Genomic DNA, 25,533 nt, shown 5'->3' on the forward strand with positions numbered 1-25,533 from the left:
CCGAGATGCTCGGCCGCCGAGGCGAGGACCACCGTCTTGAGGCCCCGCGTCCGGCGGCCCAGCGTCGCCGTGACCGTCAGGCGGAGCGGGACGACGCGCAGCGCGAGTACGACGATTTCGACCCGTTCCAGCAGTACCCCGGGGGCTTCCCGATCCCGTCGGAGGGGTCGGGGAGCTCCCGTAGGATCCTGGTGTGAGTAGCGTCCCCCCGCCCGAGACCGCAGGCCGGCTCAGTGTCGTCGTCATCGCCTACAACGACGAGGAGCTGGTCGCCCAGGCCATCGGCTCCGCGCTCGACCAGGGGCCCGTGGTGGCGGAGGTCGTGGCGGTCGACGACTGCTCCAGTGACGGGACGGCCGCGGTCCTCGGCGAGCTGGCCGCCCGGCACCCCCGGCTGCGGGTGGTGCGCCGCACCGAGAACAGCGGCGGCTGCGGAACCCCGCGCAACGACGGCATCCGCGCCGCCACCTCCCCGTACGTCATGTTCCTGGACAGCGACGACATCCTGCCGGCCGGCGCCGCCGAGGCCCTGGTCGCCGCCGCGGAACGGAACCGCGCCCCGGTCGCCGTCGGCGTCTGCGTACGGCGCGAACTGCCCGAGGGCCGGGACGTGCGCTGGCAGCCCGCCCTGTACCGGGAGCCGGCCGTCCTGGAGACGCCCGAGGAGCTGCGCCCGCTCGTCCACGACACGCTCTGCGTCAACAAGATCTACGACCGGGCCTTCCTCGACGAGCACGACATCCGCTTCCCCGACGGCCGCTTCGTCTACGAGGACTTCCTCTTCACCGCCCGGGTGTACGCCGCCGCTCCCCGCGTCGCCGTGATCCCCGACACCGTCTACGTCTGGCACGTGCGCCGCGCCGCCGCGCAGCTGTCGATCTCCCTGGACCGCGAGGGCGTCTCCAACTGGCGCGCCCGGATCGCCGCGCACGGCGCGGCCGTCGAGACCCTCGCCGAGGCGGGCCGCGCGGAGCTCGCCGCCGCCTGCCGCACCAAGTTCCTCGAACACGACCTGCGCATGTACGCCCGCGACCTGCGGCTGCGGGACGCCGGGCACCGCGCCGCATGGTGGGAGCTCACCCGCGCCCACCTGTCCGGCTTCGCCGACGAGGAGATCGCCGCGGCGGTCGCCCCGGCCCGCTGGACCGCCCGCTTCCTGCTGGCCGCGAAGGAGCCCCGCGACCTGCTCCGGCTGTCCCGGCTCACCGCCAACCCGGGCCGGCTGCTCCCGCCGTACGCCGGCGTCCGCACCGCCGCCGTCTGGGCCGACGACCTGCCGGAGGCCCGCCTCGACGGCATGGACGAACTGCCGCTCGACGGGCTGCCGCTCGTCGTGGACGCCGCGCTGCGCACCGGCGGGGGCGGCGAACTGCGGTTCACCGTCCGCGACCTGTACGGGCGGCTCGCCGAGGCCGGGCCCGTGCGCGCGGAACTCTCCTTCCTGCCGCGCGGCGACAGCGAGCCCGCCCGTACCGAGGAGGCCGCGCTGAGCGCCGTCACCGGGGCGGACGGCACGGCGGAGGCCTGGACCGCCCGGGTCCCCGTCGGGCTCACCCGGCTCGCCGGATCGGGCCGGCGGCGGGGACGCGAGGGCGTCCAGCTGTGGGACATCGGCGTCACCGTGACGTGTGCGAACGGTGAGTCGTTCACCACGTCGCTGCGTGCGCCGGACGCCTCCCAGCGGCGCTCGGTGCTTCCGAGCAGCCGGTACGGTGTACTCCTGGTGCAGCCGTACACCACGGCCAACGGTTCGCTGGCGGTACGGATCGCACCCGGCGCACGGGACGGGTTCCGGGCGGTCAGGGCCCGGCTGCGTCGGCTTGCCCGCAGTTCACAGTGAAAGGGTTTGGGGCACTATGACTTATCTGATCACCGGCGGCGCCGGATACATCGGCTCCCATGTGGTCCGCGCCATGACGCAGGCGGGCGAGCGGGTCGTCGTCCTCGACGACCTGTCCACGGGCTACGAGTCGAGAATCCCCGAGGGCGTCCCCCTGGTGGTCGGCTCCACCCTGGACCGTGAGGTCCTGGACCGGACGATCGCGGAGCACGGTGTGACGGGCGTCGTCCACCTCGCCGCGAAGAAGCAGGTCGGCGAGTCCGTCGAGCTGCCGCTGCACTACTACCGCGAGAACGTCATCGGTCTCACGGTGCTCCTGGAGGCCGTCGCGGCCGCCGGTGTGCGCAACTTCCTCTTCTCCTCCTCCGCCGCCGTCTACGGCATGCCGGACGTCGACCTCGTCACCGAGGAGACCCCGTGCCTGCCGATGAGCCCGTACGGCGAGACCAAGCTCGTCGGCGAGTGGCTGGTCCGCGCCGCGGGCGCCGCGCACGGCATCTCGACGGCCTGCCTGCGGTACTTCAACGTGGCCGGCGCGGCGACCCCCGAGCTCGCCGACACCGGGGTCTTCAACCTGGTCCCGATGGTCTTCGAGCGCCTCGACGCGGGGGAGTCCCCGCGGATCTTCGGCGACGACTACGACACGCCCGACGGCACCTGCATCCGCGACTACATCCACGTCGAGGACCTGGCCGACGCGCACCTCGTCGCCGCGCGGAAGCTCGCGGAGTGGGCCGCGGCGGGCGCGCCGCGCGACCTGACCGTCAACATCGGCCGTGGCGAGGGCGTCTCCGTCACCGAGATGGTCCAGCTGATCAACGAGATCACCGGCCACACCACCGAGCCGCTGGTCACCCCGCGCCGGGCCGGCGACCCTGCCCGGGTCGTCGCCGCCGCCGACCGCATCGAGTCGGAGCTGGGCTGGAAGGCCCGTCACGACGTGCGCGACATGATCGAGTCGGCCTGGGCCGGCTGGGTCTCCCGCCGCGGCGCGACCGTCTGACCTCAGAACAGCAGAAAGGGCCGGGGAGCGTGACTCCCCGGCCCTTTCCTCTTGCTGTTCTGCGGTCAGCGCTCCAGGAAGGCGAAGAGCGCCTCCCAGCGGTCCGTGATCTCGTCGGGCGCGTACCGCTTCACGTTCTCGAACGCGGCGTCGCCCATCCGGTCCCGCAGCTCCTTGTCGGACATCAGCGCGCTCATGTGCCCGCCGAGCTCCATGGCGTTGCCGAGCCGCGCGAGCAGCCCGTCCTCACCGTCGCGGATGATCTCCCGCACGCCCGGCGCGCAGTCGAACGCGGCGCACGGCACACCGGCCGCCATCGCCTCCAGGAGGGTGATCGGGAAGCCCTCGGCGCGGGACGCCTGGGCGAACACCGACGCCTCCGAGAGGGCACCGAGGACGTCGTTCGTCCGGCCCATCCACTCCACGGACCCGTCGAGACCGAGGTCGGTCGTCCGGGCGCGCAGCGCCGTCTCCTCGTCGCCGGTGCCGTAGATCCGCAGCTTCCAGTCGGGGTGACGGGAGGCGATCTCGGCCCAGCTGTCGAGCAGCATGTCCACGCCCTTCTCGTGGGAGAGACGGCCGATGGAGACGACCAGCTTCTCCTCGCGGGCCACCGGGCGCTCCGGGACGAACGGCAGGGCGTTCGGCATGTGGCCGACGTTGTCCATGCCCGCCCGGATCCACCGGTCGGCGTCGCCCGGCGTGAGGACGAGCATCCGGTCGACGTCCTGGTAGTACCGCTTCACCCGGGCCAGCCGGGAGGACGCGGCGCTGGCCTCGTACGACTCGTGGCTCATGCCGATGACGGTGAGCCCCTTGGTGTCGGCGAGGGAGACCCACTCCATCGCCCACACCTGGGTGACGATCACCACGGAGCCCGGGCGGGCCGCCCGGAACAGGGCCGTCATTCGGTCGGCGCGCTCCCGCATGCCCGCGGCGCGGGCTGCGTGCCGGCGCCGCTCCGCCGCGTTGAGCTTGCCCTTGATGCCCCGCAGCGGCTTCACCTGCGGCGGGTGCGCGTCGTACAGGGTGGTGGTGGCGTACGGCAGCGGGTCCGGGAACTCGTGCTGCCGGCCGGCGGGGGCGGGGGTGATGCCGATGACGTGGACTTGGTGACCGCGGTCGGTGAACGCCCGGGCCATCTGGTGCGTCCAGGTCGTCACACCGCCCATCTCGTCCACGCTGTTGGAGACGATGAAGATGTCGCGGCCGCCGGACACGGTGGTCTGGTTGGTCACTTCCCGCTCCTGCTGAAGAACTTGGCGACGATCTGACGGGCCGCGTCACCCCGGTCGTACTCGCTGAACTCTGCGTTGAACCGCTGACGGGCGGCCGCGTACTTGGTGTCGGCCTCGTCCTTGAAGTTGGAGATCACTCCGTAGAGCTCCTCCTCCGTGGCGACGACCGGGCCCGGCGCGCGCTCCTTCAGGTCGAAGTAGGTGCCCCGGTTCTCCTTCGCGTACTCCTCGTAGTCGTACGTGAAGAAGATCATCGGACGGTCGAGCAGCCCGTAGTCGAACATCACGGACGAGTAGTCGGTGATCAGCCCGTCCGCGAGGGCGAGCAGGGGAGTGATGTCGTGGTGCGACGACACGTCGATCACCCGGCCGCGCACCGACGGCGGCAGCGTCACGCTGTTCAGGTAGTGGGTCCTGATCAGCAGGGTGTGGGTGTCGCCGAAGCGCTCGGCGAACTCCTCGACGGAGAACGGCGCCTTGAACTGCTGCACCTTGCCGCCCGGGGCGGCCCGGAAGGTCGGCGCGTACAGCAGCACCTTCTTCTCCGGGTCGATGCCCAGCTCGGCGGCGAGCGGGCCGCGGTCACGGGTGCCGGTCTCGGCTTCCTTGCGGCGCGCCTCGGCGAGGTCGTCGTTGCGCGGGTAGCCGACGGGCAGCAGCACCTCGTCGCGGAGCCGGAAGCCCTTCGCGAGGGTGCGCCGGTCGTGCTCGCCGCGGATCAGGAAGTGGTCGAACCGGTCCAGCGACTGCTGGAAGGACGCCTGGGCGGCGAGCCCGCGCGCCTTGGTGTTCGGCTCGTCGAAGCCCATCCGCTTCAGGGCGGTGCCGTGCCAGGTCTGGATGTACGTGGTCCCCGGTCGCTTGGCGAGCCGCAGCGGGAAGCCCTGGTTGTCGATCCAGAACTCGGCCTGGGCCAGTGCCCGCAGGTACTGCCAGCTCCAGCGCTTCACCAGGGTCGCGTCCTTGGGGAAGCCGGTCGGCTTGGCGCCCGCGTAGGACCAGACGGCCTCGAACTTGACGCCCTGGCGGCGCATCTCCTCGTAGATCGCCTTCGGGCTGTCGCTGTACTGCTTGCCGAGGTGGCTCTCGAAGACGACGAGCCCCTTCTTGATCGGCAGCTTGCTGTACAGCTCGTGGTAGACGCGGAGCTTGGTCTCGCCCGAGTTCAGGTCCCGCTTCGCCTTGAGCAGCCGGCGCAGGCTCGTCTTGGCCAGTTCGGCGGGGCGCCCGTGCATCGCGCCCTCGATCATCGCCGAGGTGTGCACGGCCGCCTTGCCCTCGGCGGCGAGCACGTACGACAGGTTGCCCTTCTTGGTGATCTCCGGCACGAAGCGGTCGGAGACCAGCGAGGTCAGCCGGGGGCGGACGCGCAGGGAACGGGCCTCGTCGAGCGGGGTCCCGCCCACGGAGACGCGGGTCCTGAGCTGCTCGCCGTCGACGGAGAGCATCAGCCGGACGTCCCAGACGGCGTCGATGATGCCGAGCGGGCGGACGGTGCGGGCCACGTCGACCGTGCCCTCCCACTCGATCCACTCGCCGGTGTGGCGGACCGAGGTCACGGGGATGCGGGCGGTCTTGCCGCCGACGCTGCGGCGGGCCGAGAATTCCAGGACCGCCTGGAGCTTCGCGTCCGGGCGGATCCGGCCCAGCGGGTTGACCACCCGGCCGGCCAGCTTCACGACGCCGTCCGTGCTCTCGTACGAGGTCAGGCGGTTGCCCAGGACCAGGGAGGTGAGCGGCTTGGCGTGGTAGCCGGCGGCGGTCATGTCCAGGATCTCGCGACCCTGCTCGCTGTCGAGGTGCTGGTCGCACCAGTAGACCTGGCCGTCCCGCTCGGCGAGCGGGCTGGTGAGCCGGCCGGGGTTGGTGAGCGCGTCGGTGGCCGGGAGCAGGTTGTCCCAGTCCTCCTTGCTCAGCAGGTAGGCGCAGATGGCGTGCAGGCGCTGGACCTCGGAGTACGCCTGGGGATCTATCTCGGCGAGGTAGCCGTTGGCCAGCTCTGCGAACTCGCGCCGGTAGTCCTCGTCGAGGAGCGCGAGGTCGCGGAAGTGGAGGACGAGGTCGTGCTTGAGGAACTTGATGTCCTTGCGGTACTTCAGGTCCTCGTAGCCCTTGCTCTCCAGCAGGGCGTCCACCCGGCGGTGGATCTCCATCCGGTGGACGAAGTTCGCGATCTCGTGACGCCGGTTGCTGATCGACTTCGAGGCGGCGCTCTCCTGCACGTTCCAGTAGTAGACGTGGTTCGGGATGAGCGTGATCCGGCTCGCGGCGACGTACGCCTGGGCCGAGAAGAGCAGGTCCTCGTAGTGGATGCCGACGGGGAACTCCAGCGCCTGCTCCAGGAGGAACTCGCGGCGGTAGCACTTGTTCGTCGACAGGGTGTCGAAGACCAGGAGGTCGGGCAGCTCGGTGATGGAGTCGATCGTCCGGGTCTGCGAGTAGATCCACGGGTACCACTCGGTGGTCTTCCGGTGGCGGCTGTCCAGGTGGACGCGGACGCAGAGGCCGGACACCAGGTCGGCGCCGGTGGACTCGGCCGCGTTCAGCATGTTCCGGCAGGCGTTCCGCTCCAGCACGTCGTCGCTGTCGAGGAACATGACGTAGGTGCCGGCGGCCTGCTGGATGCCGAAGTTGCGGGGCGCACCGCAGCCGCCGCTGTTCTGCGGCAGCTGGAACGCTCTGACCCGGTCCGGGGTCTCGGCGGCGAGCGCCTTGGCGACCTCGAAGGTGCTGTCCTTGCTGCAGTCGTCGACGATCACGACTTCGACGCCGTGCAGGCTCTGGTCCAGCACCGACCGTACGGCCGTCGGCAGACGCTCTGCGTCGTTGTAGGCGATGACGACCACGGAGACGTCAGGCACTTCCACCTCGATCCACTTGTCTTTCCTCCAGACGCACCCAAGCTACCTGGTGTTCCCCACCCCTTTTGTCGCGCCGTCCGGCGGTTACGCCGTCTGCCGTGTCCTGATCGGACCGGACAGGAGGGGGCAACCATCCGCACGCGTCAGGAGTCGCCCTTACGGGCGATGCCTGGTCAGCCGCGATACGTGCGGGCCGCTAGTGCCGCGAAACTACCTCACATCCCCTCGCGGCCGTCTTCCGGAAGTGACGGGGAACACACCCGTCCCCCGGATTCCGGAGCCGGAACCGGGGGGAGGGGCAGGGGCGCGGCAGCCGGATGTGTCCGACCCGACACGCGGAATGTGGTGTCGGGTGGCACTCGTCGGTCGGTCAGCCGCGGTGGATCCGGTCCACCTCGTAGTACTTGGCCGCGCACTGGGCCGCCCAGTCCCGCGCGTACACCTTGGTGAAGAAGGGCTCCGCGAGCCAGCCGATGTACATGGGGCGGTACGCGACGTCCGTGGCGCCGTGGGCGATCTCCGCGCGGATCCGCGTGTTCTGCCGGTCCCAGGCGATGCTCCGCGCCACCGTGCCGGTGGCCGTCGTGTGTACGGGGTGCACCAGGGCGATCGCGCTTCCCACGGCGAGCGCGCCCGCCGCGAGCAGCGTGACGGCGCGGGCCGCGCGGGCGGCCGGGCGGGGGGCCACGAGACGCCGGCCGAGCCGGTAGCCGGCCCAGGTGCCGTACGCGCAGAGGATGAGCAGCATCGGGACGAGGAAGTTCGTCCAGGTGCGGGCGTAGGTCCAGCCGGTGATGCCGTAGCCGCTCCGCAGGCCGTACGCGACGCCCAGGCTCGCGAGGGCGAGCAGCGGCAGCGGCAGGAGCGCCGCGAGGACCGTCAGGCCGCGCGGGCGGCCCCCGGCGGCCGCGGCACGGCGGCCGCGGCGGCGCGAGCGGCCGTCCTCGGCGGGGGAGGCGGGGAAGGCGGGGGCGGCGGGACGGTGGCCGGCGATCGGGCCGGCGAAGACGAGGCCCAGACCCAGCAGGACGCCGACGGCGAGGGCTCCCGCGTACGCCCACTGGTCACCGATGGTCTGCCACATGCGCCACCAGTCGTGGATCGTCTCGCCCACCTCGTCGAGCGTCAGCGGCTTCTTCGGGACCTGGGCCCGCCGCCACTGGGCGCCGGGGGAGGTGTACAGAAGGGCGAGACCGGCGGCGAGACCGACGCAGGCCGCGGCGCACCAGGTGGAGACGTACCAGTCCTTGGCCCAGCGCAGGCGGGGCAGGCAGAGGACGCCGACGGAGGCCGCGGAGATGCCGGCCACCATGGTGAACGGCTCGCTGAGCGTTCCTATGGCCATGCCGGTCAGGACGGCCGTGACCACGGCGGCGGGGCGGGCCCACCGGCGCCGGGAGCGGGCCGCGACGACGGCGACGACCACGGCCCAGAGGCCGATCACGCTCGGCAGCGTGTGGGAGATGGTGGCCGGCGCCCAGAGCAGCACCTGGTAGGGGCGCGTACCGGCGAAGAACAGCAGCGCCTCGATCAGACCCACGGCGGCCACGAGCAGCACCGCGGGGGGCTGCGGACGGCCGAGGGCGCGCAGCGCGGCGCGGGCGAGCAGGAAGAGCGCGACGCCCAGCGACACCACCAGGAAGGCCGGCAGCACCTTCGGGCCCAGCATGTCGTCGGCGTAGATCACGCCGCTGAGGAAGGCGTTGGTGACGCGGCCGTTCTGGGTGTTGTAGAAGTCCGAGGCGAGCCCGAAGGGACCCATGTCCCGGGCCTTCCAGAGGGCGCACCAGTCGTCGGACGTGGGGCGCACGTAGAGACCGAGGAAGGCACCGACCGCGAGCAGCGCGCCCGAGCCGACGGCGACGGCGAGCCCGATCCCGCCGAGGGCCCGCCGGAACCCCTTCCCACCGGGAGCGCCGGTGCCCGCTTCGTCCTCCGGAAGCGGTGTCTCACCGCGCTCAGAGATGGTGGTACTGCTCACCGGTGGTTGCTCCCCTGGCCTCAAGGCCGTCTCCAGTTGTGCCAAATACGTGAAGATGCCACGCATATTCACGGTCTTCCGTGATGCTTTATTGTATGGACGGCATGCCGACCGGGATGGCCACGCGGGGCACGCCCGACGGCCCCCACCCGCCTTGTACCGCACCGTGCTGTTCAAGGAAGAGTCTGCTGGTCGCCGCTCAGGGCGCGCCCTCGCTCATCCCGATGGAGTGAACGTTCCATGACCAAACTTTCCGTCGTCGTTCCCTGCTTCAACGAAGAGGACGTCGTCGAGCGGTTCGATGCGCGGATGCGTCAGGTACTCGACGCCCTCCCGGTCGACTACGAGATCTGCTACGTGGACGACGGCAGCTCCGACGGAACACTGGGCAAGTTGCGTGCCATTGCGGCTCTTCACCAGAACCGCACACAGTATGCCTCCTTCAGTCGCAACTTCGGCAAGGAGGCCGCCATGCTGGCGGGCCTCCGGAAGTCCACCGGCGACGCCGTGGTCATCATGGACGCCGACCTCCAGCACCCGCCGGAGCTCCTCGCGCGCATGCTGGACCTGCACCACCAGGGTCACGACCAGGTCATCGCGCGAAGGACTCGTGAAGGCGACAAGAAGCTCCGCTCCGCGCTGAGCCGTATGTACTACCGGGCCGTCAACCGCTGGGTCGACGTGGAGCTCACCGACGGCGTCGGCGACTTCCGGCTGCTCTCCCGCCCCGCCGTCGACGCGCTGCTCTCGCTGCCCGAGTACAACCGCTTCTCCAAGGGCCTGTTCTCCTGGATCGGCTTCGACACCGTCACCTTCGACTACCAGAACGCCGCACGCGAGGGCGGTGAGACGAAGTGGAAGTTCAGCTCCCTGGTCAACTACGGCATGGACGGGCTGATCTCCTTCAACAACCGTCCGCTGCGCATCGCGCTCTGGCTCGGGATGATGCTGAGCGGCCTCGCGGCCCTCTACGTGGTCTGGGTGGCCGTCGCCGCCATAGTCCACGGCGTCACGGCCCCCGGATACGTCACCCTGGTCGCCATCATCGTGGGCCTCGGCGGCGTGCAGATGATGATGCTGGGCCTGATCGGCGAGTACATCGGCCGCATCTACTACGAGACCAAGCGCCGCCCGCACTTCCTCGTGAAGGAGACCCACCGCTCCTTCGGGCACACGTCCGCCGAGCAGCTCGCCGCCGAGCGGGTCCGCATCTCGGCCACCGACGGAGAGCGCTGATGGGATCCGGCTCGCCCACCGCGGGGCGGGCACGGCTCGCCGAGATCTTCAGGTTCGGTCTCGTCGGCGGCGTCAACACCGGCACCTTCTTCGGCTGCTACCTGCTCCTGCACCCGTGGATGCCGTACTTCGCCGCGTACTCCCTGGCCTTCGTCCTGAGCATGATCGGCTCCTTCTTCCTCAACACCTACTTCACCTACCGCACCCGGCCGACGTGGAAGAAGTTCGCCCTCTTCCCGCTCACCAACGTCACCAACTACCTGGTGCAGAGCGTCGGCCTCTACGCCCTCGTCACCTGGGCCGGAATGGACGACAGGATCGCGCCACTCGTCGCGGCCGTCGTCGCCATCCCGTTCACCTACCTGATCTCCCAGCGGATCCTGGTGCCCCGCTCCGCCGAGGCGCCCGCCGCCGGTCCAGGGAGCGAAACGGACGAGCGGCAGCCCTCCCGGACCGCGTAGATTGCCTCGCAGCCGCGGCGGGGAGCACGCGGCGCGTGGGGACAGCCGAGTGAGGACGACGCAGGTGGCGACGCAGGTGACGGGACACGTGACGGGACAGACGGACGTGGCGAGGCAGTACGTGACGGAGGCCCGCAGGATCGTCGTCAAGGTCGGCTCCTCCTCGCTCACCACCGCCTCCGGAGGCCTGGACGCCGACCGGGTCGACGCCCTCGTCGACGTCCTCACCAAGGTCCGCAGCGGCGGCGAGAAGGAGATCGTCCTGGTCTCCTCCGGCGCCATCGCCGCCGGACTCGCCCCGCTCGGCCTCACCCGCCGCCCCAAGGACCTCGCCCGGCAGCAGGCCGCCGCCAGCGTCGGCCAGGGCCTCCTCGTCGCCCGCTACACCGCCTCCTTCGCCCGCTACGGCGTCCGCGTCGGCCAGGTCCTCCTCACCACCGACGACACCAGCCGGCGCGCCCACTACCGCAACGCGTACCGCACCCTGGACCAGCTCCTCGCCATGGGCGCGGTGCCCGTCGTCAACGAGAACGACACCGTCGCCACCGACGAGATCCGCTTCGGCGACAACGACCGGCTCGCCGCCCTCGTCGCCCACCTCGTCCGCGCCGACCTGCTCGTGCTGCTCTCCGACGTCGACGGGCTGTACGACGGCGACCCGTCCAAGCCCGGCACGTCGAGGATCGCCCAGGTCGCCGGCCCCGCCGACATCGCCCACGTGGAGATCGGCTCGGCCGGCAAGGCGGGCGTCGGCACCGGCGGCATGGTCACCAAGGTCGAGGCCGCCCGGATCGCCGCCGCCGCCGGCATCCCCGTCGTCCTCACCTCCGCGAGCCGCGCCGCCGACGCCCTCGCCGGCCGGGACACCGGCACGTACTTCCACCGCACCGGCCGCCGCTCCGCCGACCGGCTGCTCTGGCTCGCCCACGCCTCCACCCCGCAGGGCTCCCTCAGCCTCGACGACGGAGCCGTACAGGCCGTCGTCGAGGGCAAGAAGTCCCTGCTCGCGGCCGGAGTCGCGGCCGTCGAGGGCGACTTCGTCGCCGGCGACCCCGTCGAGCTGCGCGACGCCTCCGGCCGGGCCGTCGCCCGCGGCCTCGTGAACTTCGACGCCAAGGAGCTGCCGCGGATGCTCGGCCGCTCCACCCACGAGCTCGCCAAGGACCTCGGACCCGAGTACGAGCGCGAGGTCGTCCACCGCGACGACCTCGTCGTCATCCGCTGATTCGGCCGACGCCGAAACGGCTGAAAGTCTGGCCATCCGGAAGGGACGTTTACCAAAACCGCCCCATGTACCGCCTCGGGCTGGTCAACTTTGTCTCGGGGGTAAGACAAGGCGGGGTACAGCACCACACGCATCACACAGGAGGCCGCCGGTGAGACGAGCGCGCCCAGGGGCACCGCCCCGCGGGACTGCCGAACGCGCCCTGACCAGTGTCGAGGCCGGAGCCGACTTCGACGAGGCACGGGACAGGTCGGACAGGTCAGACAGGTCCACGGACAGGAAGACCGAGACGACCACCGAGACACGTGAGGAACGGCCGGTGTCCAAGCTCTGGCACATCACCCTCAGTGTGTCGGGCGTGGAGTCACCGCTGAAGGAGGTGCGGCGCGGGCTCGAACAGCTGGCCCATGACCACCCCTTCCTGCTGACCAGCCGCTATGCCAACGACCACGCCGAGATCCGGTACTGGGAGGAGGCCCGCGACCTGCACGACGCGGCGGCCGTCGCCCTGCGGCTGTGGGGCGAGCACCGGCAGACCGCCAAGCTGCCGCCCTGGGAGATCGTGGGCCTGGAGGTCATCGATCGCGAGACCTACCACCAGCGGATCGCGGAGGGCTACGGCCCGCCGCCCGCCGCACCGGTCGGCGTCCACCCCTACTGACGGACCCGTCTCGTGCCGGCGCGGGTACGTCTCGGAGTGCGGGATACGTGAGGGATGTCCGCGGGGGTGCCAGTACCCTGCGGACATGACCTCGCTCACGCCCCTCGACAACCTCTCCCCGGTCACCCGGGCCGCCTACCGGGCCCGTGGCGCCGCCGCCGAAATCGCGCCACTCCCGCGCGCGGCCAAGGACGACGCGCTCCTCGCGATCGCGGACGCCCTGGAAGTCCGTACCGCCGAGATCGTCGAAGCCAACGCCGTGGACATCGCCAAGGCCCGCGAAGCCGGGACCAGCGAGGCCATCATCGACCGTCTGACCCTCACCCCGGAGCGCGTCCGGGCCATCGCCGCCGACGTCCGCGACGTCGCCGCGCTGCCCGACCCCGTCGGCGAGGTCGTCCGCGGCTCGACCCTGCCCAACGGCATCGACCTGCGCCAGATCCGCGTCCCCCTCGGCGTCGTCGGCATCATCTACGAGGCCCGGCCCAACGTCACCGTCGACGCCGCCGCCCTGTGCCTCAAGTCCGGCAACGCCGTCCTGCTCCGCGGCTCCTCCTCCGCGTACGCCTCCAACTCCGCCCTCGTGACCGTCCTGCGCGACGCCGTCGGCGGCGCCGGGCTGCCCGCCGACGCGATCCAGCTCGTCCCCGGCGAGTCCCGCGATTCGGTCCACGAGCTGATGCGCGCCCGCGGCCTGGTCGACGTCCTCATCCCGCGCGGCGGCGCCTCCCTGATCAAGACCGTCGTCGAGGAGTCCACCGTCCCGGTCATCGAGACCGGCACCGGCAACTGCCACGTCTACGTCGACGCCCAGACCGACCTCGACATGGCCGTCGACATCCTGATCAACTCCAAGGCCCAGCGGGTCAGCGTCTGCAACTCCGCCGAGACCCTCCTCGTCCACCGGGACGTCGCCGCGGCGTTCGTGCCCAGGGCCCTCTCCGCGCTCGCCGAGGCCGGCGTCACCGTCCACGCCGACGAGCGGGTCCTCGCCCTCGCCGAGGGCTCCAAGGCCACCGTCGTCCCGGCCACCCCCGAGGACTGGGAGACCGAGTACCTCTCGTACGACATCGCCGCCGCCGTCGTCGACTCCCTCGACAAGGCCGTCGAGCACATCCGGATGTGGTCCTCCGGCCACACCGAGGCGATCGTCACCACCTCGCAGGCCGCGGCCCGCCGCTTCACCCAGCTGGTCGACTCCACCACGGTCGCCGTGAACGCCTCCACCCGGTTCACGGACGGCGGCCAGTTCGGCTTCGGCGCGGAGATCGGCATCTCCACCCAGAAGCTCCACGCCCGGGGCCCCATGGGCCTTCCCGAGCTGACCTCGACCAAGTACATCGTCACCGGCGACGGTCACGTGCGGTAACACCTCCTCAATCGGTACGGGCAGGGACGGGCAGGGAGGCTTCGCACTCTCCCTGCCCAAAACCACCTTCCGGGTCTACTCTGAATCCGTGCCGGACGACGTGGGGGGCAGGCCGTTCCAGGACGGCGGGGACCCCGAGGACTCTGTCGACCGCGGAGGCGCTGACGAGGTCCACGCCGACGTGGTCTTCGACGAGGCCTTCGTCAGGGCCGCCACCATCCACGAGCCCAGCGCGGTCGAGCGGCTCCTCGCCGCCGCCCAGGCCCGTGCCGAGGCCGAGGCCGCCCGCGCCCGCGCCGGCGGCGGATCCGTCGAGGACGACCCGTACGAGGACGGCCACGACCCCCTCGGCCTCACCTACGAGCCCGATGACATCGGCGACGACGCCAGCCCCTACGGCCGCCACGGCGGCGCCCTGCGCCCCTACCGGGGCCGCGCACGCTGGCTCCGGCCCGTCGCCTGGATCCTCGCCCTCGTCATGGGCGTCGGGATGGTCGCCCTCGCCTTCAGCGCCGTCTACCGCGGCGCGGCCGCCAACCGCGAGGACAAGGTCCCGCCGCCGGCCACCAGCGGCGTCGACACACCGAACCCGAACCCCGCCCCACCGGCCGCCCAGGCCCCCGCCCGCACCCCCGCGGTCGCCCCCGCGGCCCGGTCGGCATCACCCCGATAGGCGCCCCGCGCGCCCCGGCACACCCTGACGGCGGAATTCTTCCGAACTTGTCGTGTACCTGGGCGTTTACCGAAGCCCCGGCGGACCTACCCTGAAGGTATGGCAGGGCGTGGCGACCCGCCTGAGGGGACACCCGAGGGTCTCCCCGGCGGTGAGGACGAATACCGATCCGTCGTCTTCGACGAGGCGTTCATCCGGGCTGCCCACCTCCAGGAGTTCTCGGCCCAGGAGCGGATGGGCGGGCACGCCCAGGCCGTCCGCAGCCGCTCCTCCTGGGAGAGCCGGAGCGGCTCCCGCCAGGCGGTCCTGCTCGTGCTGCTGATCCTCCTGGCCTTCGGCACCGCCATCTATCTCGGCGTACGCAACCCGTACCAGCCCCCCGTCGACCAGCGGGCCGAGCCCCTGCGGACCACCGTCGTCCCGCTCGCCCCCCAGGGCACCGTCCCCGGCGGCACCCCCACCCAGCTCTTCGCCCACAGCCCCGCCGCCGAGTACCGCACCGGCGCCGCCGGCATCAACCTGCCCGTCGCGGGGCGCACCTCCCACTTCGCCGAGAGCCAGGTCGTCACCGGCCTGAGCATCGCCAAGGAGTACCTGGTGGCCTCCGCCCTGGAGCCCGACGTCCTCTCCGGGGCCACCGTCCGGCCCGCCCGCCTGCTGCTCGACCCGGACCTGCTGGAACAGTTCGACCGGAGCGTCGAGTCCCCCGCCGACGACGGCCGGCACGCCCTCGCGGGCTGGCTGGTCCGCTTCGACCCCCGGCAGGTGGCCCTCGCGGAGCCCGCCGCCCGGGTGCAGGGCACCCTCCGCTTCGAGGAGACGAGCCCCGACACCCTGGACGTCACCGCGGACCACACGTACACCTACGCGCTCCGCCCGGCCGCCCAGGGCGCGGGTCCGGTCGCCGCGGCGTCCCTCTTCACGGTCCACCGGGTGGTGCACTTCCGCTTCGACCGCGAGGACCTGCGCATGCACCGCGCCGAGCTGCTGACCAGCACCGTGGAGGCCGGGCCGCAGGCGTGCGGCGCCGACACCACGGGCTCCCTGAGGCCGCTCCTGGCGGGCGCGCGGGCCTCCGACGCGGGTGGCGGCCCGGCGGTCACCGACCCGTACGCCACGGCCCGGCCCGCCGCCCCCGCGCTGTGCGGAGCGCTGGCTCCGGGCGCTCAGCCCTCGCTCTGACCGTCCCCGGTCCCGTCGCCCGCCGGCTTCCCGGCCTCGCCGCCGTCCGTCTTCTGGGCGCCGTCCGCCTTCGGGCCGCTGTCCGTCTTCTGGTCGCCCTGGCCGCCGCCGAAGCGGTTGCGCAGCCGCCCGCCGAGGTCGCCCGCCAGGTCACCGGCGCCGCCGGCTATGTCCCCGACCAGCTTCAGCAGGGGATCCTTGCTGGTCCGCACCGTGTCGGCGTAGTGCCCGGCCGACTCGCGGAAGGAGTCCGTGACCGAGGTGTCCTTGTCCTCCGTGCGCTTCGGGTAGTGCCCGTCCATGATCCGCTGGAAGTCGCGGGTCTCCGACCACTTCCTCAGCTCCGCCGCCCGGACGGTGGTGAAGGGGTGCGAGCGCGGCAGCACGTTGAGGATCTTCAGGACCGAGTCCCGCAGGTCCCCGGACTTCTCGTACTCGTCGGCCTGGGCGAGGAACGCGTCCACGTTCATCTCGTGCAGGTGGTTGCCGCCGGCGATCTTCATCAGACCGCGCATCGAGGCCCGTACGTCCTGGCCGACGAGGAGGCCGGCCCGGTCGGCGGAGAGCTCCGACTTGCGGAACCACTCGCGCAGCGCGGTCACGATGGCCGTGATCGCGACCGTCCCCAGCGGGATCCACGCGATCTTCAGCGCGAGGTTGGTGAGGAACAGCAGCACCGTGCGGTACACGGCGTGTCCGGAGAGCGCGTGCCCGACCTCGTGGCCGACGACCGCCCGCATCTCCTCCTCGTCGAGGAGCTCCACCAGACCGGTGGTGACCACGATGATCGGCTCGTCGAGACCGATGCACATCGCGTTGGGCTTCGGGTCCTGGGTGACGTACATCGGCGGGACCTTCTCCAGGTCCAGGATGTAACAGGCGTCCCTCAGCATGTCGTTGAGGTGGCTGAACTGCGCGTCGCTCACCCGGACGGAGTCCGAGAGGTAGAGGAGCCGCAGGCTGCGCTCCGGCAGCAGCCCGCTGAGCGCCTTGAAGGCCGTGTCGAAGCCGCTGAGCTTCCGCAGCGCCACGAGGGCCGAGCGGTCGGCCGGGTGCTCGTAGGCCCGCGAGGAGATGCCCGGGAACCTCTTCCGCTGCCTGCTCGGCACGTTCCCCTGGTCGTTCTCGGTCATGGATGCCCCCTGTTCGTACGAGTCGGTGCTCGTCCCCCTGACTGACCCCAGCGTAGGCGGTGGCGCTACCGTGTGCCGGGGCCCTGTGGATAACTGGGGCACCGAGGACGACCGAAGGACACGACCGACATGCCGGACACCGCCGACGCCGCGGCCGAACTGCTCGCGACCGCCGCACAGCAGGGGCCGGGCGACACGCTCCGGATCGTGCTGCTCGTCTCGATCGTGGGCTGCGCGCTTGCCGCCTGGTTCCTGCTGCGCGGGTACCGCAGGGACGACACGGACGGCGACGGCACCGCCGGCGGCACGGACACCGACGCGGAGCGCGACGCCAACGCCTGAGTCGGCGTGAGCGCGCCGCGACCGCCCGCATACGATGTGCGCGAAGTCTCCGCTCCCATCCCCGATCGATAGGTCTGCCGAAGATGAGCCTCCACAGCACCGCCGCCCACCTGGTCACCCTCGCCGAGGGCGCCGAGCACGGCGGCAACCACGACAGCCTCAGCCCCTACCTCACCGGCTTCGGTGCCTTCGGTGCCCTGCTTCTGCTGCTGTGGATCACCACCCGCTTCAACCGCGACCGCTGAACCGGAGACCGCTGATCCGGCGTCCGCCGCCGTGCCAGTAGGCTCTGCACGCATGGGAGAGCAGGAAGTGCCTACTGGCGGGCGCGGCAAGCGCCGACTCGGCGTGATGGGCGGAACCTTCGACCCGATCCACCACGGACACCTGGTGGCGGCCAGCGAGGTCGCCGCCCTGTTCCACCTGGACGAGGTGGTGTTCGTACCGACCGGGGAGCCGTGGCAGAAGAGCCACAAGGTCGTCTCGTCGCCCGAGGACCGCTATCTGATGACGGTCATCGCCACGGCGTCCAACCCGCAGTTCTCCGTGAGCCGCATCGACATCGACCGCGGCGGCGCGACGTACACCATCGACACCCTGCGGGACCTGCGGTCTCTCAACAGCGACTCGGACCTGTTCTTCATCACCGGGGCCGACGCGCTGTCGCAGATCCTCACCTGGCGCGATGCCGAGGAGCTCTTCTCGCTCGCCCACTTCATCGGCGTCACCCGGCCGGGCCACGACCTCACCGACGACGGACTGCCCAAGGGCGGCGTCTCGCTCGTCGAGATCCCCGCGCTCGCCATCTCCTCCACCGACTGCCGGGCGAGGGTCGCGCAGGGCGATCCCGTCTGGTACCTGGTCCCGGACGGCGTGGTGCGCTACATCGACAAGCGCCAGTTGTACCGCGGCGAGTGAGCTTCGGGGAGGGCCACCGGTGAACGATCAGCAGCACCCGTACGACCCGTACTATCCGCAGCCGCAGATCATCGGCTACGACGAGTACGGGCAGCCGGTGTACCAGCAGCCGCAGGCACAGCAGCAGGCGCCCGCGCAGCACTACGACCCCTACGGACAGCAGCAGCCGCAGCAGCAGGCGTACGGCTACGACCCGTACGCCCAGCAGCAGCCGCCGCCCGCCCAGGAGCAGGGCCAGGCCCCGCAGTACGACCCCTACGGGCAGCAGGGCTACGCCTACCCGTCCTACGACACCGGGCAGCAGTGGGCCCCCCAGGCCGAGCCCGCCCCCGCACCCGCTCCCCAGCCCGTCCAGGCGCCCGTCCAGGCCGCGCCCGCCGCCCCGGTCGCCGCGCCGGCCGGAGTCCCCGGTCAGCGCCCCGCACCCGAGCGGCCCGCGCCGCCCCGGCGGGACGAGGACGACCGCGCGTACCGCACCGAACAGTTCTCGTTCATCGAGGAGCCCGACGAGGACTCCGAGGACGTCATCGACTGGCTCAAGTTCACCGAGAGCCGCTCCGAGCGGCGCGAGGAGGCCAGGCGCCGCGGCCGCAACCGCATCGTCGCGCTCGTCGTCGTCCTCGTGCTCGCCGTCGCCGGCGGCCTCGGCTACCTCTGGTCCGCGGGCCTGCTCCCCGGCTCGTCCGACCCGGAGCAGAAGGGCGGGACCACGGCGACCGGCCCGCAGCAGCGCGACACGATCGTCGTCCACCTCCACGACCTCAAGAACGGCAACACCTCCACCGCCCTGCTCGTGGACAACACCACCACCCGCCAGGGCACCACGGTCCTCCTCCCCAACTCGGTCGTCGTCGCCGACGCCGAGGGCTCGGGGACCACCCTCGGGAAGTCCGTCGAGGACGACGGCTCCAGCGGCACCCGGGAGGCCATCGGCAACCTGCTCGGGGCGAAGATCACCGGCACCTGGCGTCTCGACACCCCGTACCTGGAGAACCTCGTCGAGTCCGTCAGCGGCATCGAGATCGACACCGACGCCACCGTCCCGGACCCCAAGAAGGGCGCCGAGCCGCTGGTCAAGCAGGGCGAGAAGCAGAGCCTGAACGGCCGTGCCGCGGTCGCCTACGCCACCTACCGGGCGCCCGGCGAGGCCGAGGCCAAGCAGCTCCAGCGCTTCGGCCAGGTCATGTACGGGGTGCTGCGCAAGTTCTCCAGCGACCCCGAGGCGGCCACGGTCACCATCGAGACCCTCCAGCAGATCCTCGACCCCTCGCTCCCGGAGAAGGACCTCGGCGCCTCCCTGGCCAAGCTCGCCGAGCACGCCAAGGTCGGCGACTACAAGACGGCCCTGCTCCCGGTGGGGCAGGACGGAGCGCTGACCGAGGGCGCGAGCGACAGCGTGGTCAAGGACATCCTGGGCGGCAAGGTCACCGCCCCCGAGGCGGGCGAGGTGCCCCGGGTCTCGGTGCGGGACGGTTCCGGCAAGAAGGCGGCCGAGGCGGCCAGGGTCGCCCTGATCAACGGCGGCTACGCCTTCGTGGGCGGCGCCGACGCCCCGGCCCGGGAGGAATCGCAGATCCTCTACGGCGACGACAGCCAGAAGGCGACGGCGGCCGAGGTGGCCAAGACGCTGGGGCTGCCCGCCGGCTCGGTCGAGAAGGGCAAGCCCTCGGGAACGATCGCCGTCACCGTGATCCTGGGCCGGGACTACAAGGTCCCGGGGGCCCGCTGAGGGGCGCGCTGAGGGGCGTGTGAAAGCGCCCCGGAAAAACGCCGACGGGCGCGTCGGCGGTCCGTGAGACCCTGGAGGGGTACTGGACCGCCGACGAAAGCCTGCTTGTGACCGCCACGGACCGTTCCATCGAGCTCGTCAAGACCGCCGCCCAGGCGGCCGCCGACCGGCTCGCGCACGACATCATCGCGTACGACGTCAGCGACGTGCTGTCGATCACCGACGCCTTCCTGCTCGCCTCCGCGCCCAACGACCGCCAGGTCAAGTCGATCGTCGACGAGATCGAGGAGCGGCTGCAGAAGGAGCTCGGCGCCAAGCCGGTCCGCCGTGAGGGCGACCGCGACGCGCGCTGGATCCTGCTGGACTACGTCGACATCGTCGTCCACGTCCAGCACAGCGAAGAGCGGGTCTTCTACGCCCTGGAGCGGCTGTGGAAGGACTGCCCCGAGCTCGACCTGCCCGAGGACGCCCTGAAGACCCGCGGCAAGGCCGCCGAGCACGCCGCTCTGACCGGCGCCGACATCGAGGCCGGCTCCGGCCTCCCCGAGGGACCGGACGGTGAGCTGAGCTGAGCGCCACCAAGGGCGGCAGCGGTCGCCGCATCGTCCTCTGGCGTCACGGCCAGACCTCCTGGAACCTGGAGCGCCGCTTCCAGGGCTCGACCGACATCGAGCTGACGGAGACCGGCGTCGCCCAGGCGCGCCGGGCCGCACGGCTGCTCGCCGCGCTCAAGCCGGACGCCATCGTGGCCTCCGACCTGAAGCGGGCGGCGGCCACCGCCGCCGAGCTCGCCGCGCTCACCGGCCACGCCGTCGCCCACGACTCCGCCCTGCGCGAGACGTACGCGGGGGAGTGGCAGGGACTGACCCACGACGAGATCGTCGCGCGGTACGGCGAGCAGTACGCCGCCTGGAAGCGCGGCGAGCCCGTGCGCCGGGGCGGCGGCGAGCTCGAGACCGAGGTGGCCGACCGGGCCGCCCCGGTGGTCCTGGAGCACGCCGACAAGCTCCCCGTGGACGGCACGCTCGTCGTGGTCAGCCACGGCGGCACCATCCGCACCACCATCGGCCGGCTCCTCGGCCTGGAGGCCCGGCACTGGGAGAGCCTGGGCGGGCTCTCGAACTGCTGCTGGTCGGTGCTCGGCGAGGGCGCCCGCGGCTGGCGCCTGATGGAGCACAACGCGGGCACGCTGCCTGAGCCGGTCCTCGGCGACGACGACTGAGCCCCCCGACCGGCCTGCCGGACCCGGATTTCACTTTCCGGCAGGTCACAGGCTAAAGTTCTTCTTGTTCGCAGCGCGGAGCGCGAAGAACACGAGGGGCTATAGCTCAGTTGGTAGAGCGCCTGCATGGCATGCAGGAGGTCAGGAGTTCAATTCTCCTTAGCTCCACAGTCACCGGATCCCGTCCCCATCAGGGGGCGGGATTCGTCGTTCCGTCACCTCTTCGCCCGGTGCAGGACCTCGAGCCCCCGGCGGCTCTCCTCGTCGCTCGGCGTGTACGTCACGATCCGGCACTCCGGCATCCCGTTGACCGAGAGGGAGACCGAGGTCAGCCGGATCTCGCCCACCAGGTCGTGCCGGAAGGTCTTCACACGCGTCCCCGGGGGCACCACGTCTCCGCTGCGCCAGAGCCGGGCGAACTCCGGGCTGGTCTCCGCGAGGCGCCGTACGAACTCCTCCCACTCGGGCTCGCCCACATGACGGCCGTACGCGCCCCGCAGCTGGGCCACCATCAGCGGCAGCTCCCGCTTCCGGTCGACCACCGGGCACTTGGGCCCCGGCACGCTGAAGAGCGCCCAGAGCACGTTGCGTATGCCGAACGGGCCGGTGTCCAGTCCCGGTCCGTCCTGCATCAGGAGCCGCTCGTACAGGGCGTTGGTCGCCAGCACGTCGTACCGCGCGTTGTACAGCACCGCCGGGAGCGGGTGGAGGGCGTCGAGGATCCCCTGGATCTCCGGGCTGACCTCCGGGATGTCGGCCCCGGACCGGTCGGGGGCGTACGGCACTTCGGCGAGGTGGTAGAGGTGCTCGCGCTCCGGCCGGTCGAGCCGGAGGGTGCGGGCCACGGCGTCCAGGACCTGCGCGGAGGCGTTGATCGGCCGGCCCTGCTCCAGCCAGGTGTACCAGGTGACGCCGACGCCGGAGAGCTGGGCGACCTCCTCGCGGCGCAGCCCCGGTGTGCGACGGCGGAGTCCCGGCGGCATGCCCACGTCCTCGGGGGTCACCCTGGCCCGGCGGCTGCGCAGGAACGCGGCCAGTTCCGGTCGTCGTCGCTGCGCCGGCAGTGCTGCCACGATCGTCACACCCCCATGGTCGAGTCTCCGTGCCGCCGCTGCCAGGTGCTGTCGGTACCAGCATCGGCGGGCTCTCGTTACCCGTATCCGATCGCGGTCACGCTCGACGCATGACCTCGACCACGACACGTCCCGTACTCAGTAAAGACGGTGCCACCGACAACCGGCCCGGACTGCTGCTCGGCGTGGTGCTCGCAGCCCAGTTCATGGCACTCCTCGACGTCTTCATCGTCAACGTCGCCGCACCCACCATCAGGGCCGAACTCTCCGCGTCCGGAGGCGCGCTCCAGCTCGTCATCGCCGGATACACCATCTCCTACGCGGTGTTGCTGATCACCGGAGCCCGCCTGGGCGATCTGTTCGGCCACCGCCGGGCGTACCTCGGCGGGCTCGCCCTGTTCACGGCGGCCTCCCTCGCCTGCGGACTCGCCGCGGGCGCCGGGCAGTTGATCGCCTTCCGGCTGGTGCAGGGCGCGGGCTCCGCCCTGATGATCCCTCAGGTGTTGAGCCTCATCCAGCGCAACTTCACCGGCGAGCGGCGGGTCCGGGCCCTCAGCGCCTACTCCGCGGTCCTGGCCACCGGCGCCGCCGCCGGGCAGGTCGCCGGCGGGATCCTGGTGAGCGCCGACCTCTTCGGCACCGGCTGGCGGCCGGTCTTCCTGGTCAACGTGCCCATCGGGCTCGCCCTGCTCGTCCTCGGTGCCCGGGTGCTGCCCCGGGACGCCCACGCCGGGCCCACGCGTGCGCGTGCCCTCGACCTGCCGGGTCTGCTGCTGCTCGGCGCCGCCGTGTCCCTGCTGACCGTCCCGCTGGTCCTCGGGCAGGAGCAGGACTGGCCGCTGTGGTCCTGGCTCTGTCTCGGCGGCTCGCTGGTGTTCGCCGCCGTCTTCGGCGCGTACGAGTCCCGGCTCGCCCGGCGCGGCGGCGCACCGCTGATCGCCCCGCGCGTGCTGTGCGTCCCAGGGATGGGGCGGGCCGTCCTGTGGATCTCGGTGGCGATGGGCGTCAACGCCGGCTTCCTGTTCACCCTCACCCTGCACCTGCAGGGCGGGCTCGGCCACAGCGCGCTGCGCGCCGGTCTCACCTTCGGACCCGCCGCCGTCGTCTTCGGGGCCGTCGGCATGACCTGGCGGCGCTGGCCGGCCCGGCTGCACCGCGCGCTCGTCCCGGCCGGATTCCTGCTCGCGGCCGCCGCGGTCCTCGCCCTCGGCGGGCTGCTCGGGGACGGCGGCACCGGGGGCTGGGGTCTCTACCCGGCCCTGGGCGCGTTCGGCGCGGGGATCTCGATGGCCTTCAGTCCGGCCCTGACCGGGGCCCTGGCCACCGTACGGCCCGAGGACGCGGCCGACGCCAGCGGACTGCTCGCCACCGTCACGCAGCTCGGCCAGATCGTCGGCGTCGCCACGTTCGGCACCCTCTTCCTCGGCCGGTACGCGGGTTCCGGAGCCCAGGACTCCGCCGACGCGCTGTGGGCGACGGCCCTGGCCCTGGCCGCCGCCTCCGTCGTGGGCGCCGCGGCGGGACTGCCGCGACGATCACGCTGACCCTCTTGCGGGGCCATGGCAGAATCGGACGGCCGGAGGGGGACGAGGATCCGGACGGGAGGGTGACCCAAGTGCTCGGCGACAACGGCAGGGTGTCCTATGGGTGCACGGCCTGCGGCCACAGCTGGAGCTGATTGATGGGTGCACACAGGCGGAAGTGCGACTGGTGCGGCAGCGGCACGCCCATCGTGCGCGACATGGACCCCGTCAACCCCGGGTTCCAGTACTGGTGCGAGGAGTGCGCGCGGGCGCTGATCATAAAAGGCGACCCCATCGAGACCTACCGCGAGCTGGAGGGGGAGCCGATCTACGGCCGGCTCCTCGACGAGCACTGCACCCTCAAGCGGTTCTACTCCTTCGCGACGGCCTGACGTCCTTCGCCGCGTGCCGATGCCCGCCGCGTGAGCGCGTACCCGACGAACAGCGCCGTCGCCGTCAGCGGGTAGATCGCCGACAGCAGCATCTGCCCCGCGTTCTGGTCCAGTTCGGGGCGGCCAGGGTCGTGCGGGACCCACCACAGCGCGAACGAGGCGAAGGCCAGCGCCACCGCCCCCGTCACCGGCCACGCGCGCGTGGCGCGGTCCGCGAGCAGGATCAGCAGGGGCACGCACCACACCCAGTGGTGGGACCAGGAGATCGGGCTGATCATCAGCGCCGTGAACGCACAGACGACCACGGCCACCGCCTTGTCGCCGCGCAGCGCCGCCCGTACCGCGAGCACCATCGCCGCGCCGCCCAGGAGGGCCGCGGTCACCGCCCACCACATGCCCGGGTCGTCCGTGTGCATCAGTCGGGCCAGGACCCCGCGGATCGACTGGTTCGCGGTCTCCTCGGCGAAGCCGACCCGGCCGGTCTCGAACAGGGTCTCCGTCCAGAACCGCTTCGAGTCCGCGGGCAGGGCGAGCGCCACGGCCAGCGTCGTTCCCAGGAACACCCCGGTCGCCGTCAGCGCGGTGCGCAGCCACTGGTTCATGCCCCGGTCCCTGCGCCACAGCAGCAGACCGGCGGCGAGCAGCAGGACCACGAAGAGTCCCGGTGTGAGCTTCACCGCGGTCGCCAGGCCGATGCCCAGGCCGGCCCAGCGGCTGCCCTCGCGGCGGGTGAGGTCCCAGAGCACCGCCACCGCTATGAGCAGGTTGATCTGGCCGTACCGCAGGGTCGTCCACACCGGCTCGCACCAGACCACGACGGCGGCGACCCAGAGCGTGGTGCGCCACAGGTCGGTCCGGGACAGCGAGGGGCGCACCAGCTGGAGCGACAGCTGCACCAGGGCGACCACCAGGAGCAGGTTCCCCGCCGTGGTCAGTGTCCGCATCAGCGGGACGCCCACCAGGGTCAGCGGGACGAACAGCAGAGCCGCGAAGGGCGGGTAGGTCATGCCGAGGTTCGCCGAGGTCGCGCGCATCGCGTACAGGTCGCCGCCGGCCCGGACCGTCTCGCCCTCGGCCCGGTAGACCATCACGTCGAGCATGTTCACGTGGGCGAGGCGTTGCGCCACCCAGAAGGCGACGAACGAGAGCAGACAGACCGCCGCGGCGGTGGCCAGGGGCCACGGACGGGCGCGGGTTCGGGAGAGCACGGAGACGGACACAGTCGGCGACCCTACCCGGGGCCCCGTAGGGGGCGGAGAAACCGATTTGGCGATCTGCCGGGCGGGCCGTTACTGTTCTGTCCGTCGCCGCGAGCGAGAGTGAAGCGGAGACGACAAATCGAGGGGCTATAGCTCAGTTGGTAGAGCGCCTGCATGGCATGCAGGAGGTCAGGAGTTCAATTCTCCTTAGCTCCACAGAAGCCAGTCTCTTAAACACATCAGACTCTGCCGACGAATATATTGGTGTATAT

The 25,533-nt window shown here is 71.6% G+C and carries 24 protein-coding genes and 2 tRNA genes; 20 read left to right on the plus strand and 6 right to left on the minus strand.

Annotation, left to right across the window (positions count from 1 at the left end):
* Positions 1 to 5 precede the first annotated feature (5 nt).
* From ACWGN5_RS30865 to galE, 3 genes are read left to right on the plus strand one after another with little or no spacing between them, the layout of a single operon-like run.
* Positions 6 to 197 (plus strand): hypothetical protein, encoded by a 192-nt coding sequence (locus ACWGN5_RS30865; RefSeq protein WP_453521287.1) that lies wholly within the window; start codon positions 6 to 8, stop codon positions 195 to 197.
* Positions 194 to 1,840, plus strand: a complete 1,647-nt coding sequence (locus ACWGN5_RS30870; protein ID WP_453521247.1) for a glycosyltransferase family 2 protein — start codon at positions 194 to 196, stop codon at positions 1,838 to 1,840. Before ACWGN5_RS30865 ends, ACWGN5_RS30870 begins: the two co-directional genes overlap by 4 nt.
* Positions 1,841 to 1,856: 16 nt before the next feature.
* A complete protein-coding gene (gene galE / locus ACWGN5_RS30875; protein ID WP_453521249.1) occupies positions 1,857 to 2,843 on the plus strand; it encodes a UDP-glucose 4-epimerase GalE in 987 nt (328 codons plus the stop codon).
* 65 nt (positions 2,844 to 2,908) lie between these two features.
* Here the strand turns inward: galE and ACWGN5_RS30880 are convergent, their stop codons facing one another.
* The 3 genes from ACWGN5_RS30880 to ACWGN5_RS30890 form a co-directional block, all read right to left on the minus strand.
* The gene (locus ACWGN5_RS30880) at positions 2,909 to 4,015 is read right to left on the minus strand and encodes a glycosyltransferase (RefSeq protein ID WP_453521280.1); all 1,107 of its coding nucleotides are present in this window, start codon (positions 4,013 to 4,015) and stop codon (positions 2,909 to 2,911) included.
* A 62-nt stretch (positions 4,016 to 4,077) separates the two neighbouring features.
* Positions 4,078 to 6,948: a bifunctional glycosyltransferase/CDP-glycerol:glycerophosphate glycerophosphotransferase gene (locus tag ACWGN5_RS30885; RefSeq protein WP_453521250.1), complete on the minus strand. Its 2,871-nt coding sequence runs from the start codon at positions 6,946 to 6,948 to the stop codon at positions 4,078 to 4,080.
* Positions 6,949 to 7,312: 364 nt separating this feature from the next.
* The gene (locus tag ACWGN5_RS30890) at positions 7,313 to 8,923 is read right to left on the minus strand and encodes a DUF6056 family protein (protein ID WP_453521252.1); all 1,611 of its coding nucleotides are present in this window, start codon (positions 8,921 to 8,923) and stop codon (positions 7,313 to 7,315) included.
* A 240-nt stretch (positions 8,924 to 9,163) separates the two neighbouring features.
* On the opposite strand from ACWGN5_RS30890, the gene ACWGN5_RS30895 reads away from it, so the two are divergent.
* The 7 genes from ACWGN5_RS30895 to ACWGN5_RS30925 all read left to right on the plus strand — a co-directional run bounded on the left by ACWGN5_RS30895 (position 9,164) and on the right by ACWGN5_RS30925 (position 15,730).
* Positions 9,164 to 10,159 carry a glycosyltransferase family 2 protein gene (locus ACWGN5_RS30895; protein WP_453521254.1) on the plus strand — a complete coding sequence of 332 codons (996 nt, stop codon included), beginning with the start codon at positions 9,164 to 9,166 and terminating at the stop codon, positions 10,157 to 10,159.
* A complete protein-coding gene (locus ACWGN5_RS30900) occupies positions 10,159 to 10,620 on the plus strand; it encodes a GtrA family protein (protein ID WP_453521256.1) in 462 nt (153 codons plus the stop codon). The genes ACWGN5_RS30895 and ACWGN5_RS30900 overlap by 1 nt, the downstream gene beginning before the upstream one ends.
* A 121-nt stretch (positions 10,621 to 10,741) precedes the next feature.
* Entirely contained in the window at positions 10,742 to 11,845 is a 1,104-nt protein-coding gene (gene proB / locus ACWGN5_RS30905; RefSeq protein ID WP_453521282.1) for a glutamate 5-kinase, read from the plus strand.
* Between the two features lie 151 nt (positions 11,846 to 11,996).
* Positions 11,997 to 12,506, plus strand: a complete 510-nt coding sequence (locus ACWGN5_RS30910; protein WP_453521258.1) for a hypothetical protein — start codon at positions 11,997 to 11,999, stop codon at positions 12,504 to 12,506.
* A gap of 85 nt (positions 12,507 to 12,591) precedes the next feature.
* Positions 12,592 to 13,875 (plus strand): glutamate-5-semialdehyde dehydrogenase, encoded by a 1,284-nt coding sequence (locus ACWGN5_RS30915; RefSeq protein ID WP_453521260.1) that lies wholly within the window; start codon positions 12,592 to 12,594, stop codon positions 13,873 to 13,875.
* A gap of 88 nt (positions 13,876 to 13,963) precedes the next feature.
* Positions 13,964 to 14,548, plus strand: a complete 585-nt coding sequence (locus ACWGN5_RS30920; protein ID WP_453521262.1) for an SCO2584 family spore wall biosynthesis protein — start codon at positions 13,964 to 13,966, stop codon at positions 14,546 to 14,548.
* A gap of 99 nt (positions 14,549 to 14,647) precedes the next feature.
* Entirely contained in the window at positions 14,648 to 15,730 is a 1,083-nt protein-coding gene (locus tag ACWGN5_RS30925; RefSeq protein WP_453521265.1) for an SCO2583 family membrane protein, read from the plus strand.
* Here the strand turns inward: ACWGN5_RS30925 and ACWGN5_RS30930 are convergent.
* Entirely contained in the window at positions 15,715 to 16,863 is a 1,149-nt protein-coding gene (locus ACWGN5_RS30930; RefSeq protein WP_453521267.1) for a M48 family metallopeptidase, read from the minus strand. The two genes, ACWGN5_RS30925 and ACWGN5_RS30930, sit on opposite strands and share 16 nt — an antisense overlap.
* Before the next feature lie 129 nt (positions 16,864 to 16,992).
* Between ACWGN5_RS30930 and ACWGN5_RS30935 the strand changes: the two genes are divergently transcribed.
* The 7 genes from ACWGN5_RS30935 (at position 16,993) to ACWGN5_RS30965 (ending at position 21,242) form a co-directional block, all read left to right on the plus strand.
* A complete protein-coding gene (locus ACWGN5_RS30935) occupies positions 16,993 to 17,205 on the plus strand; it encodes a hypothetical protein (protein ID WP_453521288.1) in 213 nt (70 codons plus the stop codon).
* Between the two features lie 83 nt (positions 17,206 to 17,288).
* Complete coding sequence (locus ACWGN5_RS30940; RefSeq protein ID WP_453225155.1) at positions 17,289 to 17,450, plus strand: hypothetical protein; 162 nt, start codon at positions 17,289 to 17,291, stop codon at positions 17,448 to 17,450.
* A 52-nt stretch (positions 17,451 to 17,502) separates the two neighbouring features.
* Entirely contained in the window at positions 17,503 to 18,123 is a 621-nt protein-coding gene (gene nadD / locus ACWGN5_RS30945; protein WP_369144211.1) for a nicotinate-nucleotide adenylyltransferase, read from the plus strand.
* Positions 18,124 to 18,142: 19 nt separating this feature from the next.
* Positions 18,143 to 19,852: an LCP family protein gene (locus tag ACWGN5_RS30950; protein WP_453521270.1), complete on the plus strand. Its 1,710-nt coding sequence runs from the start codon at positions 18,143 to 18,145 to the stop codon at positions 19,850 to 19,852.
* Between the two features lie 107 nt (positions 19,853 to 19,959).
* The gene (gene rsfS / locus ACWGN5_RS30955; protein ID WP_041129201.1) at positions 19,960 to 20,424 is read left to right on the plus strand and encodes a ribosome silencing factor; all 465 of its coding nucleotides are present in this window, start codon (positions 19,960 to 19,962) and stop codon (positions 20,422 to 20,424) included.
* The gene (locus ACWGN5_RS30960; RefSeq protein ID WP_453521284.1) at positions 20,421 to 21,074 is read left to right on the plus strand and encodes a histidine phosphatase family protein; all 654 of its coding nucleotides are present in this window, start codon (positions 20,421 to 20,423) and stop codon (positions 21,072 to 21,074) included. The genes rsfS and ACWGN5_RS30960 overlap by 4 nt, the downstream gene beginning before the upstream one ends.
* Positions 21,075 to 21,169: 95 nt before the next feature.
* Positions 21,170 to 21,242 (plus strand) — tRNA-Ala (locus ACWGN5_RS30965).
* 47 nt (positions 21,243 to 21,289) lie between these two features.
* Here ACWGN5_RS30965 and ACWGN5_RS30970 read toward each other — a convergent pair.
* On the minus strand, positions 21,290 to 22,156 hold the full coding sequence (locus tag ACWGN5_RS30970; RefSeq protein WP_453521272.1) for a helix-turn-helix transcriptional regulator: 867 nt from the start codon (positions 22,154 to 22,156) through the stop codon (positions 21,290 to 21,292).
* A 101-nt stretch (positions 22,157 to 22,257) separates the two neighbouring features.
* Between ACWGN5_RS30970 and ACWGN5_RS30975 the strand changes: the two genes are divergently transcribed.
* Complete coding sequence (locus ACWGN5_RS30975) at positions 22,258 to 23,691, plus strand: MFS transporter (RefSeq protein WP_453521274.1); 1,434 nt, start codon at positions 22,258 to 22,260, stop codon at positions 23,689 to 23,691.
* A 137-nt stretch (positions 23,692 to 23,828) separates the two neighbouring features.
* Positions 23,829 to 24,062, plus strand: coding sequence for a hypothetical protein (locus tag ACWGN5_RS30980; RefSeq protein ID WP_015033559.1), 234 nt, complete (start codon positions 23,829 to 23,831; stop codon positions 24,060 to 24,062).
* On the opposite strand, the gene ACWGN5_RS30985 is transcribed toward ACWGN5_RS30980, so the two are convergent.
* Positions 24,041 to 25,282 (minus strand): glycosyltransferase 87 family protein, encoded by a 1,242-nt coding sequence (locus ACWGN5_RS30985; RefSeq protein ID WP_453521277.1) that lies wholly within the window; start codon positions 25,280 to 25,282, stop codon positions 24,041 to 24,043. The two genes, ACWGN5_RS30980 and ACWGN5_RS30985, sit on opposite strands and share 22 nt — an antisense overlap.
* Before the next feature lie 122 nt (positions 25,283 to 25,404).
* Here ACWGN5_RS30985 and ACWGN5_RS30990 point away from each other — a divergent pair.
* Positions 25,405 to 25,477, plus strand: a tRNA-Ala gene (locus ACWGN5_RS30990).
* The last annotated feature ends 56 nt before the right edge of the window (positions 25,478 to 25,533 follow it).

Source organism: Streptomyces sp. NPDC055815, from assembly GCF_053616475.1.

Excerpts from the sequence above, each read along its gene's own strand:
- ACWGN5_RS30865 (WP_453521287.1), top strand. The coding sequence starts at position 6 with ATGCTCGGCCGCCGAGGCGAGGACCACCGTCTTGAGGCCCCGCGTCCG.
- galE (WP_453521249.1), top strand. The coding sequence starts at position 1,857 with ATGACTTATCTGATCACCGGCGGCGCCGGATACATCGGCTCCCATGTG.
- ACWGN5_RS30880 (WP_453521280.1), bottom strand. The coding sequence starts at position 4,015 with ATGGGCGGTGTGACGACCTGGACGCACCAGATGGCCCGGGCGTTCACC.
- ACWGN5_RS30895 (WP_453521254.1), top strand. The coding sequence starts at position 9,164 with ATGACCAAACTTTCCGTCGTCGTTCCCTGCTTCAACGAAGAGGACGTC.
- ACWGN5_RS30900 (WP_453521256.1), top strand. The coding sequence starts at position 10,159 with ATGGGATCCGGCTCGCCCACCGCGGGGCGGGCACGGCTCGCCGAGATC.
- ACWGN5_RS30915 (WP_453521260.1), top strand. The coding sequence starts at position 12,592 with ATGACCTCGCTCACGCCCCTCGACAACCTCTCCCCGGTCACCCGGGCC.
- ACWGN5_RS30925 (WP_453521265.1), top strand. The coding sequence starts at position 14,648 with ATGGCAGGGCGTGGCGACCCGCCTGAGGGGACACCCGAGGGTCTCCCC.
- ACWGN5_RS30930 (WP_453521267.1), bottom strand. The coding sequence starts at position 16,863 with ATGACCGAGAACGACCAGGGGAACGTGCCGAGCAGGCAGCGGAAGAGG.
- ACWGN5_RS30935 (WP_453521288.1), top strand. The coding sequence starts at position 16,993 with ATGCCGGACACCGCCGACGCCGCGGCCGAACTGCTCGCGACCGCCGCA.
- ACWGN5_RS30940 (WP_453225155.1), top strand. The coding sequence starts at position 17,289 with ATGAGCCTCCACAGCACCGCCGCCCACCTGGTCACCCTCGCCGAGGGC.
- nadD (WP_369144211.1), top strand. The coding sequence starts at position 17,503 with ATGGGAGAGCAGGAAGTGCCTACTGGCGGGCGCGGCAAGCGCCGACTC.
- ACWGN5_RS30975 (WP_453521274.1), top strand. The coding sequence starts at position 22,258 with ATGACCTCGACCACGACACGTCCCGTACTCAGTAAAGACGGTGCCACC.
- ACWGN5_RS30980 (WP_015033559.1), top strand. The coding sequence starts at position 23,829 with ATGGGTGCACACAGGCGGAAGTGCGACTGGTGCGGCAGCGGCACGCCC.